This window comes from Brevibacillus schisleri, from assembly GCF_055685845.1.
Map to the genome: position 1 here is coordinate 4,882,778 of NZ_JBVNDM010000001.1, position 12,558 is coordinate 4,895,335.

At 48.6% G+C, this 12,558-nt stretch carries 8 protein-coding genes; 2 read left to right on the forward strand and 6 right to left on the reverse strand.

Going from position 1 to position 12,558, the window contains the following annotated elements; all coding sequences use genetic code 11:
• Positions 1–18: 18 nt before the first annotated feature.
• The 4 genes from ACUUHJ_RS23215 to tkt form a co-directional block, all read right to left on the reverse strand.
• On the reverse strand, positions 19–3,336 hold the full coding sequence (locus ACUUHJ_RS23215; RefSeq protein ID WP_472300041.1) for a collagenase: 3,318 nt from the start codon (positions 3,334–3,336) through the stop codon (positions 19–21).
• A 242-nt stretch (positions 3,337–3,578) separates the two neighbouring features.
• Positions 3,579–3,929, reverse strand: coding sequence for a hypothetical protein (locus ACUUHJ_RS23220; protein WP_289673984.1), 351 nt, complete (start codon positions 3,927–3,929; stop codon positions 3,579–3,581).
• Positions 3,930–4,030: 101 nt separating this feature from the next.
• Positions 4,031–6,547: a transglycosylase domain-containing protein gene (locus tag ACUUHJ_RS23225; RefSeq protein WP_472300042.1), complete on the reverse strand. Its 2,517-nt coding sequence runs from the start codon at positions 6,545–6,547 to the stop codon at positions 4,031–4,033.
• Between the two features lie 164 nt (positions 6,548–6,711).
• Positions 6,712–8,718, reverse strand: coding sequence for a transketolase (gene tkt, locus ACUUHJ_RS23230; protein WP_289673986.1), 2,007 nt, complete (start codon positions 8,716–8,718; stop codon positions 6,712–6,714).
• 129 nt (positions 8,719–8,847) lie between these two features.
• On the opposite strand from tkt, the gene ACUUHJ_RS23235 reads away from it, so the two are divergent.
• Positions 8,848–9,003, forward strand: a complete 156-nt coding sequence (locus ACUUHJ_RS23235) for a hypothetical protein (RefSeq protein ID WP_231850507.1) — start codon at positions 8,848–8,850, stop codon at positions 9,001–9,003.
• A gap of 16 nt (positions 9,004–9,019) precedes the next feature.
• Entirely contained in the window at positions 9,020–9,475 is a 456-nt protein-coding gene (locus ACUUHJ_RS23240; protein WP_472300043.1) for an NUDIX hydrolase, read from the forward strand.
• Positions 9,476–9,541: 66 nt separating this feature from the next.
• Here the strand turns inward: ACUUHJ_RS23240 and ACUUHJ_RS23245 are convergent, their stop codons facing one another.
• Complete coding sequence (locus ACUUHJ_RS23245) at positions 9,542–11,062, reverse strand: FGGY family carbohydrate kinase (RefSeq protein WP_289673988.1); 1,521 nt, start codon at positions 11,060–11,062, stop codon at positions 9,542–9,544.
• 24 nt (positions 11,063–11,086) lie between these two features.
• Positions 11,087–12,556 carry an amino acid permease gene (locus tag ACUUHJ_RS23250; protein ID WP_472300044.1) on the reverse strand — a complete coding sequence of 490 codons (1,470 nt, stop codon included), beginning with the start codon at positions 12,554–12,556 and terminating at the stop codon, positions 11,087–11,089.
• Between the last annotated feature and the right edge of the window lie 2 nt (positions 12,557–12,558).

The following is a 12,558-nucleotide window of genomic DNA, read 5'->3' on the forward strand; positions in this document are numbered from 1 at the left end:
TTCCTATAAATAGGAAGATTACTCAGCGTTCACGATTACTTTGTACGGAATCTTCGTGTTGTTATTGTTGTAGACTAACAAGTAATATTTCCCTGGTTTTGCCTCAAATTCTCCAGTCAGTTTCTTACCTGTGGTTTTGGGGTAGGCGAAATACGTTTCGAGATCATCTTCATGGAACACCACCCAGTTTATGCCTTCGTCCTTCTCGCTACTTACCGTAACTTGAACGCCCCCTTCCTCTTCAACCTGAATCATGTACGTGTCCTTGTCATCTGTACGATCGGTTTGACCACTTATCTCTTCGCCCAACTGTAGCACATTAGCGTCATCAAATGAATTGTTCGGCTCTGCTTCGGTTGGTTCTGTATTTTCTTCTGGCCATTCCGCGGTTACTTTGTATGGAATGGTTTCACCGTTAAAGTTGTACACGGACAAATAATAGGTACCCGGAGTTGCTTCAAACTCACCAGAGAGCGTTTTGCCTGAGGTTTTGGGGTAAGCGAAATAATGATTCAGATCATCCTCGTGGTGAACGACCCAGTTCAAACCAGTATTATGCTCACTCGTTACGTTGATTTTCACCGTTCCGTTGCCCAATACCTTCAAGGCAAAAATATCCTTGTCGTCCTGCTTACTTATTTGACCACTCAGCTCCACGTTGCTTTTCAACGGATTTGCCTCTGAAAAGCTGTTGTTTGGCTCTTGTTCCTTTTCCCCAATTTCTCCACCCTGCTCCTCGATCGTGATCGTCATCGATTTCGCAGCAACCGCTCCTTTGTCATCCGTTCCTCGCAGTTTCACGGTATATTCTCCCTGATTTTCGTAGACATGCGTAGGATTGGCTTCACTGCTGCTTGAGCCATCTCCAAATTCCCACAGATAGGATACGATGCTGCCATCCGGATCGGAGCTTCCGTTACTGCTGAATGCAACCTTCTCGTTTACGGCCGCTTTTGACGGTCCGTTCATGACAATAACAGGTGGCTTGTTCTCACCATCTCCTTGTTCTGGAAGTACTCCGTGGAACGTGACATCATACTCAAATTGATTGGACGCATTTACTCTATAGTTGGTAAAGTAGGCAGTCGTGGTTTTATAGCCGTTCCACGGGTGGGAAGTAAGTGTAGTTAGAAACTCGTCTGTCATGCGACTCATCGTTTCCCAGTCTTGCTTCTCCCCTTGTGCCTGCGTACCCGTGTACGTCCCTGTTAACGTAAAGGTTTGGAAAAACTCTGAATCATGCCTGTTTGTAGACACATTTTGCAACCCAGCGACATCCTCAACTTCTTGGAAGATTTCTGCACTTGCTTTGGGGGCTGGTGTGACCAGATAATCATCAGACACCAGCGGCACGGTCAGATCAGGATAGCTGTCTACCAACGATTCCATTGTTCGGTGGTAATCCCGATTTAGCTCTGAATCATTGCTGAGCGTACGGATGAACTGGTCATAACCATCCACGTTATTGACCTCTATGTAATCCATGATATCATCGAGCTTGTTCCAGTCCTCTTTCATCATGTGATACTGCAAGGCGTATGAATACGTATAAAAATCCCACGTGCCGTAGCGTGCGTGTAAAGTTTGAGCGGCTGTATACCAATTATTTTGTCCAAAGCGAATCAGATTGTTGACCATGGATTTTCGAGGCAGAACACCTGTTGTTCGCGTGGAGCCTGCAAACAGTTCCGCTCCTCCTTCTTCAAACCACGACAGTCTCTCATCTCTGTAAATCAGTCCTTCATTCCACAAGCCAGGTATGGCATAGCGCCCTTGCAAATAGTGCGTGAATTCATGGCGGAATAATTCTTCCAGTGTGTACGTGCTCTGCTGCGGTGTTCGTTCGTAGGTGAAGAAAGTTCCTTTTCCCTCAATATACATGCCCCCGTTGTCCGTCTCATAGCCATACAGGGGGTTGTTCATCTTGTACTCTGAAGGACTATTGTAAAGGACCATGGTTAAAATATCGTCGGGGTTCCCTTCCTCCATCGGTTCATCTCGTCCTGCCATCCGATGAAACTGCGCTTTTACCTCTTTTGCCGCCCAGTATAACCGTTTGACTTTTTCTTCTGTGACACCCCCTCCTGTTTTCATGACGATGCTTCCGTCATCGAATGTGTATTCTTTGGGCAGATACTTTTCCATGGCATCCTCACGAATCTTGTTGAACTGGATGTCCCTTCCCTTAGCGTCTTTTCCGCCATAGACCGTCTGGATCAGCTTCGCTACCTGCATATACTGCAGTCCCACATACGGATAAAGCTCTAACGCTTCTGTGAGCACCTCGTTGCCCTTATTCGGATTGGAATGGTATTCTCCCAAATACGCACTATGATAAAACCCATTGTCGAGGACCCATTCCTTCGCTTCATCCGTATCGCCATGCAACGCGAGTTTTCCCAACTCGTTCAGATACGTATCGATTTTGCCGTAAAATTCCTGTTTCTTGGTTGGTTCATCCACTTTCCACATCAGAATATAGCTAAACTGGCTCATGATGCGGAATACAGCATCTCCCGCACTCCGCTGCGTGATGAACGTATCCATTTGTTCTTCGTATTGACGGATGATCGGTGCAGCTTTCTCCACAAGGGAAGCGCTTACAAACGTGTTTCCAATAAGTCCACCAAATGCACCTACCACCTCATTTTGGGCATCTGTCCCTAATTTGAAATTCGGATTGTCTGCAATGGCTTGTAGAGCAGGGAACACTTTTTCATGCTCGCTTCTCTGATTGAGATAGGATAATTCCTGATGGTAGTAGCCGAGGTAATATCCAGAGCGAAGAACCTCTACCAAGGTGTCTATTCCTTTGGAATCGCTGCTGGAGTATTGTGTGCCTCTGACTTGCAATGCGTCAATGATAGCCTGAACGCGCTGCCGATCATTGTAAAAGGCATACGAATCGGGGGTAAAATCGAATAATTCAGGAATCTGCTCCCAGCTGACCGTCACCAGTACATTGACTAATTCGTCATAACTGAGCTTGTTCAAATCGGACATCGCGTACTTTTCGGCATTTGCCTTTATGCTCCGCTGCTGTTCGTTCGAAGACTCTTGCTCCTCTACACGCCAGGTCGGCTCCACTGGATGCGGATATTCCTCTGCTTTGTCACTGGGCTGATGCTGAAACGAGGTGACTGGGTCCAGCTTTCCCTCTACATATTTCCCAGAAGGCGGAACGTTTTGATCTGCATCGCGTCCGATCGCACTCGAGTAATCCTTGACTGCCAAGGCTTGGGCAGGAGTACCAACTGTCCCCAATAGAAAGGATGTTGAGAGAAGGACACCAGCCATCATGCGGCTTGTGTGTACCGTGTGGCGCTTTTTCTTCATGAATGAGCAAACCTCCTTTGAATGGTAACGGAATGAAATAAATGACACGCTGTTAGAAATTGCAAGTATGATGCCAATGCATATAACAGAAAAGAAGAGCAAGGGTGTATACATTTTTTTACAAAAGTACATAAACATGTATGTAATATTAGACACTATTCCTTTCTAAAGTGAGCCTTGCTTCGCGCACGCAAAAAAGCGCGTTCCCGCAATGGGAACGCGCCATGTTTTTACGATCACATTTATTTTTCTTCTTCCAATTCCCTCATCGATTCTTCTTGTTCTTCTTCTGGGTTCCAATAATCGAGCACTTTTCCTTGCAGAACCTTGCCTTGAATGAATTCTACCTGCTGCTCACTGAAATCCTCTGTCCACTCAATACCCAATTGTTCAGCTAGACGTACGACGGTCAACAGTTCTGACCAAGCCACGTAACGTTTGTACCAGAAGAACTGTGGCTGCTCGTTCATGTATGGGTAAAGATCATCGAAATCGGTGTGTTTACAGTCAAGTGCTCGCTCAAAATTCAACTTGGTTTGGCGTAACTGTTCTTTGAAAAATGTGGGTAGATCCCTTTGTGCGTAGCTAGACATGGACTGTCCCCCCTGTCTCCCGATTTAATGGTATTGTACCACGCGAAAGAAGCTGTGCAAATAGTCGAATCGGTTTTGAATCGTTCTTGCTGGGCTAATCTTTAGCCGTTTGAAGCATCTGGGGACTGGTTCTGCCCATCCTCTTGTGGAGGTGGCGGTAATTGAATTTCATTGGAAGAACCATTTGTCTGACCAGGCACTGGATTCATGATGTCCGGTGGAACCTCACCTGTTCCCTGATTTGGCGGTTGGCTACTGCCTCCATTATTAGTATGCTCACCAGTTTCTCCGGTACCTTGGTCAGGTGGAATTTCCCCGTTACCATTTCCCGTACCATCCGGATTTTGTCCCTGATTCCTGCCTTCCTCGTCATGACCTGGATCTTGATTGATCATATTCTCCAGCTTCTTGGAATCGATTGGGACTGTTTTTGAAGGCGTGCCTTCCTCGCCTTGTGCATTTCGTGGAACGACTTGATACTGATACTGTTTCGGACTATCCAACACATCTACATAAGAGGTTTCCTTCATACCCGCAGAGATGAGCTTCCTTTCGCCGCTTTCGCTAATGCGGTAAAGATCGTACGTATCGCCGTCAGGCCCACCAATCCAGCTAAGCACGACCATCAATTTATTCGTACTTGTGTCCAATGTCATGTCTGCAGCCAATTGGATTTCCGATTCAACTTCTTCTTGTTTATGCTGTACGGCGCCTTCTGGTCGAACGAAGTCCGATGACGGCACACCTTTTAAGGCGGTTCCCATCACTTTGGAGAACATTTGCGCTGTCATGCTACTTCCTTGGTGCATCAAATGCTGTTTGTCCTCCGGATCGAAGCCCATCCAAACGGCACCGACATATTCCGGAGTATAGCCCACAAACCAAGCATCCTTGTTTGCTTTGCTGTCGCCTGCTATCGATTGGGTCGTACCGGTTTTACCTGCAACATGGCGGCCAGAGATACGCGCTGCCTTCCCTGTCCCTTCCTGAACCGCTTTCTCCAGCATGGTATGAATCTCCCAAGCTGCTTCCGGCTTCAGTACCTCAGATTGTTTTGGCTGGTATTCACGGACGATACCCTCATCCTTATTCTCGACCTTGCTGATCGAGTGCGCCTCGGAAACTACCCCTGCATTCACAAAAGGTGTATAGGCCTGAGCCATTTGCTTCGGGGATATACCTTGATTCAATCCCCCGAGAGCAATCGCCAGGTTTCGGTCATTCGGTGTCAGCTCTATGCCGACTTTCTTGAGGTATGCCAAGCTCTCTGATACCCCAATTTCATTTAACAGCCAAACCGGCGGGATATTTGCAGAGTCGATCATCGCCCGGCTCATACTGACTGATTCAGTGTAGCGGTTATTGTAGTTGCGCGGCTCATAGCCATTGAAGCTCTGCCTTTTGTTGCTCAGTTGCGAATTTGCGTTCCATTTGTTGATATCTTTATTGACTGCTGGAGCAAACACAGCAATCGGTTTAAAGCTGGAGCCCGGCTGGCGCTTCATGTCTGTCGCATAGTTAAAGCCTTTTGGCGCATAGTTGCGTCCGCCCACCATCCCGGCAATTCCGCCCGTTTTCGCGTCGATGACAATCATCGATGATTCTACACCGCGCTTGGCGCCGTCTTTCGGGAAGTTTTTGGCATTGGCATATTCCTCTACCATGGCATCCTGTACTTTCGGATCAAAGGTCGTGTAAATGTCCCAGCCTCCGCGGTACAGTTCTTCTTCTGTTACTCCGAACTCTGCTTCGGACTCTTTTAACATATTGTCAAAAAACGCGCGATAGCCTTTTTTCAGGCTTCCACCAGCCACTTCATGCGGTTTGGTCGGCAACGCCTCTGCTTGAGCTGCATCCTTTTGTTCATTGGTAATAATGCCTTGCTCATACATCAGACGTATAACTGTGTCTCGACGTAGCTTCGCTTTTTCCGGATTGTTAAATGGTGAATAGGTGCTCGGTGCTTTTGGAATCGCCGCCAGCATCGCTGCTTCCGCAACGGTAACATCACTTACCGACTTGCCGAAGTAATACTGGGCAGCATCCTGTACCCCAAATTCCCCTTCGCCCAAATAAACGCGATTCAAGTACATCTCTAAAATTTGATCCTTGGAGTACTTACGCTCCAAGCCAATCGCAATACTCATTTCTTTTGTTTTGCGCCAGAATGTTTGATCTAGGGTGAGAAAGACGTTTCTTGCCAACTGTTGGGTAATCGTACTTCCCCCTTCAGCCAGCGATCCTTTTTTGATGTCATTGACTATGGCGCCACCGATCCGAACCATATCCACGCCCTTATGTTCATAAAAGCGCTTATCCTCTACAGCGAGGAACGCATCGATGAGGGTCTTTGGCATTTCGTTAATCGGTTTGTATTCACGGTTCTTCTGACGAATCAGACTAATTATCTCTTTCCCGTTTTTGTCGTAAATGACAGTTGGTTCTGCTTTTAAGTCCTGTAGCTTTTGTACGTTTTGCTCAATCATCCGGTCTCCCGCATACAACAGGGCGAAGTAGCCCCCAATCACACTAAGGACAAGGAAAATTGCAAACGATACGGCAATCATCAGCAAGTTGTTCTTTTTCTTCTTGACTTTCTTCTTGGCCTTTGCTGCCATTATTTACCTCCTGGTATTCTCTCTCCCCCACATCTTATATAGACGGTCCCATTTCAAAAAAGTTTCTGTTTTGGGTTGTAGTCTATCATTCCATACAAAATTCCGTTTGTCACTGGAAAAGCCTATCTCCTGAAACAGAAGATAGGCTTTTTCCTAAAGGTTTACTATTTCAGCAGTTTTTCTGCTTCAGCTACAACATTATCTACCGTGAAGCCGTATTCCTTCATAATACGCTCACCTGGTGCAGATGCGCCAAACTGATCGATTGCGATGACCGTACCGTTATCGCCAGCATAACGCTCCCAGCCCATTGGAGAGCCCATTTCTACCGCCACACGCGCTTTGACAGACGGTGGAATCACAGCGTCACGATACTCTTTTGGCTGACGCTCGAAAAGGTTCCAGCTCGGCATGGAAACAACGCGTGTTTCAATACCTTTCGCAAGCAATTGCTCACGCGCCTGCATCACGAGGGATACTTCAGATCCTGTTGCGAGCAGGATGAGCTGCGGATTGCCGCTTGGAGCGTCTGCGAGAACATACGCCCCTTTGCTCACGCCTTCTGCCGCTTTCTCAATGGTTTCAGGCAGAACTGGCAGGTTTTGACGAGTCAGTACCAGAACGACTGGCTCATCTGTACGAGATACAGCATATTTCCAAGCCTCGTTCGTCTCCACTGCATCAGACGGACGAAGAATGGTCAAGCCTGGCATTGCACGCAAGGAAGCGAGCTGTTCAATCGGCTCATGCGTCGGTCCATCTTCACCAACCGCGATCGAGTCATGTGTAAATACGTAGACAACTGGCTGCTTCATCAGTGCAGACAGGCGAATCGCCGGACGAACGTAGTCGGAGAACACGAAGAATGTACCCCCGTATACTTTAACGCCACCGTGGAGAGCCATACCGTTGAGGGCTGCACCCATCGCGAATTCACGAACACCAAACCAAATGTTCCGGCCATCGTAAGAACCTGGCAGGAAGTTGCCCGCTTCTTTAATCACCGTGTTGTTGGAATGTGCCAAGTCAGCAGATCCGCCCAAGAAGAATGGAACGCTGTTTGCCAATGCATTGATCGCATTACCGGAAGCAACGCGTGTCGCCAGCTTTGCGCCAGCTTCATACGTCGGCATATGGTTGTCCCAACCAGCAGGCAGATGACCTTCTTCTGCAGTCGTAAATTGCAGCGCCAGTTCCGGATACGCTTTTGCGTAAGCAGCAAACAGGTCGCGCCAAGCAGCTTCTGCTTTTTCGCCAGCGTCAGCCAAGCCTGCAAAGAAATCCGTCACTTCTTGTGGTACGTGGAACTCACTTTCATGGTGCCACTCGTAGTTTGCTTTTGTCAGCTTCACTTCGTCTTTTCCAAGAGGAGCGCCGTGAGAAGAGCTGGAGCCGCCTTTGTTCGGGCTACCGTATCCAATGACGGTTTTTACTTCGATCAAGGTAGGACGGTCCAAATCTTTTTTCGCTTCTGCGATAGCCGCGTCAATAGCAGCCAGATCATTGCCGTCTTCTACGCGAATGTATTGCCAACCATACGCTTGATAGCGACCCGCAACGTTTTCAGAGAAGGAACGGGAAAGCTCGCCATCCAGAGAGATATCGTTCGAATCGTAGAGCACGATCATTTTGCCAAGTTTCAGGTGAGCAGCCAGGGAAGAAGCCTCGCTGGATACACCCTCCATCAGGTCACCGTCGCCGCAAATTACGTATGTGTAATGGTCAACGATGTCAAAATTGTCGCGGTTGTAAACAGCTGCCATGTGCTTTTCAGCCATCGCCATACCGACAGCCATCGCGATCCCTTGTCCCAAAGGACCCGTTGTCGCGTCAACACCCGCCGTATGTCCAAACTCAGGGTGACCAGGCGTTTTGCTGCCCCATTGACGGAAATTATGTAGGTCTTCCAGTGAAACATCGTATTTCATCAGATGCAACATCGAGTATAATAGCATAGAGCCATGTCCTGCTGAGAGGACAAAACGGTCGCGGTCAATCCATTTTGGATTGCTCGGATTTACTTTCATAAAGCGGCTCCACAGTACATGTGCCATAGGCGCTGCACCCATCGGCATTCCCGGGTGACCGGAATTCGCCTTCTCGATGGCATCAATCGCCAGCGTGCGGATGGTATTAATGGATAGCTGATCAACAGACGTATGCTGAGTCATCTCGCAAAATCCTCCCTGCGTTTTCTAGAAATTACTACCGAGAATCAAGTAAAAACACACTGTGCCATTATAGCATAGTTCCCATTCATAATCATGTTCGCTTTGCATGAATTAAGGAGGTCTTTTTTAATGAATTCGCTGTATCTTACTATCGGGATCGTTTTAGGGGTTGCTGGAATTGGCATGCTGCTCTTTGCCATGACAAGTTCGCCTATTTTGAAAAAAAACAGACTCGAGCGCCGGAAACAGGCTGCCGAGAATCATCGTCCGGAAGAGTATCATTAAATAGAGGAGAATTCGCATGCAGACAGAGCGCTTCGCAATGCAGGTAGCCGTTCACCTTTTCCTGGTAAAAGATTCGCAAGTCTTGTTATTACGCCGCTACAATACCGGCTACGAAGACGGCAATTACAGTGTTCCCGCCGGACATCTCGATGGGAATGAAGAAGTGAAGACAGCCGCGATCCGCGAGGCCAAAGAAGAATGCGGGATTGACATCGATCCAGCGAGCCTGGAGATGGTAGGCGTCATGCATCGGCTCTCTACAGATGAACGCATTGACTTTTTTGTTGCGACCACCGAATGGCGCGGAGAAATTATCAATGCCGAGCCGAATAAATGCGATGAGCTCGTATGGGTGGACATGGATAAATTACCCCCGAACGTCATTCCTTATGTGAGACAAGCTCTCTTGAACTTTAGACGTAAAGAGTGGTTTGACAGCTTTGGCTGGGAGCGTGCCATTCGAGTGGAATGAATCATAAAAAGCAACCCATCCGCCAGACGCCGTGTGCCCGCTTTGGCAGTTGGTTGCTTTTTTACGTTACCCTTCGCTGACTTGTAACAGGAGGTGAACCGCCTTGTTCCAGCGAGCACGTAGTCTTTTCCTCACCGATTCATCAAGTGTCGGCTCATAGCGACGCCCTACCTTCATCCTCGCTTCCAAGTCTTTCACCGACCACCAGCCGCACTCTTCCCCAAGCAGAAACGCAATGCCCATCGCTGTTGTTTCATGGATCTCGGGCACCTCAACCGGAACACCTAGCAGATCTGCCTGAAACTGCATCAAATATGGATTTTGCGTCAAGCCCCCATCTACACGCAAGACCGAAATCTTTTGTCCGACCGCCTGTTCCATTGTGACAAACACATCCGCTACACGGTGAGCGATCCCTTCTAGTATCGCTTTTGCCATCAGCGGTCGGTCCGTATGCTGGGAGAGTCCGAGAAACACCCCTCTGGCCTCCGAGTTCCAGTATGGCGTGCCGATCCCATTCAATGCCGGGATAAATAAAAGATTAGTTGGGGCTTCCCCCTTGTGCAGTTGTTCATACCACTGCTCCGACCACCGTTGCAGCTCTTCTATATCCTGATACAGTCCAAGCTGCTCCTTTCCCCATTCGACAGCAGACCCCGCCGCATAAATCGCGCCATCAAGCGCATAAGTCTGTTGTGCCCCGCGTTTCCAGACAAGCGTCGTCAATAGTCCGCTCTCATTCGTAGCAGGCGGCTCGTTTCCAACGTTCATGTAAGCGAAGCAACCCGTGCCATACGTGCATTTGGACATCCCCGGCTCTACGCAGAGATGACCGTAAAGGGCGGCTGGTTGATCCACCTGGCTAACGAGAATCGGTGCTTGAATGCCGCAAAATTGATCCGGATTCGTACGACCAAAAGAGCCAACGGTTGAACGAATCTGCGGCAGCCAATCCTCCTCTATTTCCAAATACCGCAATATTTCCTCATCCCAATTCCCCTGCCGATGGGCAAACAACAGCGTTCGGGCAGCAGTCGAAGCATCGGATACATACGAGGCGCCTCCTGTCATCTGCCAGATCAGCCAAGAATCAAGCGTGCTGCAAAAGGCCTGCCGCTGTCGAATCTTTTCTCGCACCAGAGGCACTTCCTCCATCATCCATCTGATTTTGGTCGCAGAAAAATACGGGTCAATCAAAAGTCCGGTTTTCTCGGCTACCTTCTGTGCCCACTCGCCATCCGCCTTCCAACGCTCGGCGATTTGATCGGAGCGGCGGCAAGACCAGACGACCGCCGGATAAAGCGGCTCCCCGCTGACCGAATCCCAAAAGAGGACCGTTTCCCCCTGATTAGCCAGACCTACCGCTTCCACCTGCTCAGGTTCGATACGTCCCTTGAGCATCACGTCGGCCACTCCCATCAAGACCTTTTCCCAGATCTCCTCCGGATTATGCTCCACCCATCCGGACTGTGGATAAGATTGCGTGTGCTTCTGATAGCTTTCAGCAACAACTCGTCCTTGGCGGTTGACCAACAGCACCTTGGTCCCAGTTGTTCCCTGGTCGATCGACAGCAAATACTTCTCCATACAGCAGACTCCTTTTTTCTTATTCTAGGCGGAATGATCTTCTTTCTCTTCACCAAATCCGAATGTTCTGTCTTTTATACCGATACGGCCCTCCCTAATCCCTTTGCGGAACAGCAGATGATACAAAATCACACCAACTGCCAGCAAGGTAGCTGCTACGATCGCTACGCTATGGAAGTTTTCCGGAATAGTCAAAATGCCAATCTCAAAGATCAGCCATGCAATCGCTAGGAAAGTAAGCGGTGTGCGCCATTTTCCCAAGTCAAAGTACTTCGATTTGGGCAGTTCCTTGCGTTTCCATGCATAAGCCGCAATCGTTGTCAGATAGAGAAGGGCAGGCAGAACTGAGGTGGCCCCTACCAGAAGGGTCAAGGAATCTGCGAATAGCACCGCGAGAATGCCTAGCACGAAAACGAGTAAAACTGCGTTTGTTGGTACGGAAGTCTGAGGTGATACCTTCTTGAAGATGGAGGAAGCGAAGAATACATTGTCGCGTGACAACGCATAGATGAGACGGGAAGCGGAAGCCATGATGATCAAGCCGCACGCGAAGATAGAAATGAGACAAAGCACCAGAAAAAAGCTGGATACAGCAGAGCCAAGACTTGCTTGCAATATGTACGGAATCGGATTCGCCGCACCAAGTACAGTCGGCAAATCTGTAATGGCAACAGAAATGACGATCAACAACAAGAAACCGATCACACCACTTAGTAATACGGATAAAATCATGGCACGAGGAACCGTTTTCTTCGCGTTGATCGTCTCCTCGGAGAGATTCGCAGCAGCCTCGAAACCTACTAATGTAAAGGAACCCATCAGGGCAGCCATGATAAAAGCGCCTAGGTACGAACCGTCTGATTGAGTGGCAGCGGTACCGATATCGGTTAGCATGCTCCCATTTGCCCCGTTGTACATCACAACTGCCCCCAGCACCACAACGATCCCAACCATACCGATCACTTCGGTGTACACGGCGATATCGTTAATGCGAGTTGCTAGCTTCACTCCATAAATGTTTAATAAAGCTTGGACGATCAGCGTACCAATCACGATCCAGACCAGCGTCTTTGCGCCTGTATCCCAACCAAACATCTCGGCAATGATGGGCGCCAGCGCATAGTCGACGGTTGGAACCACGATAACGAGAAAGCAAAAGGCAATCCAGCCAGCAAACCAACCCAGCCCCGGGTTGGCAAGACGTGTCACCCATTGATAGGAATAACCGCTCAATGGAATTCTTCCAGCCAGCTCTGCAAAAATAATCGCCACTAACAAATGCCCTATGGTTACAATCGGCCAGGTCCAGATACCAGCCGGCCCAGCCGTACTCAGCACAAATCCATAATTGCTAAAAATGCCTGTTGTAATGGAAATGAAAGAAAACGCGACGGCAAACGAACTGAACAATTTTAAAGTCCGTCTCAGTTCTTGCTTATAATGATACGTTTGCATATCTTGCGAATCATTTGCTTGTACCGATTGCTTCACCATGG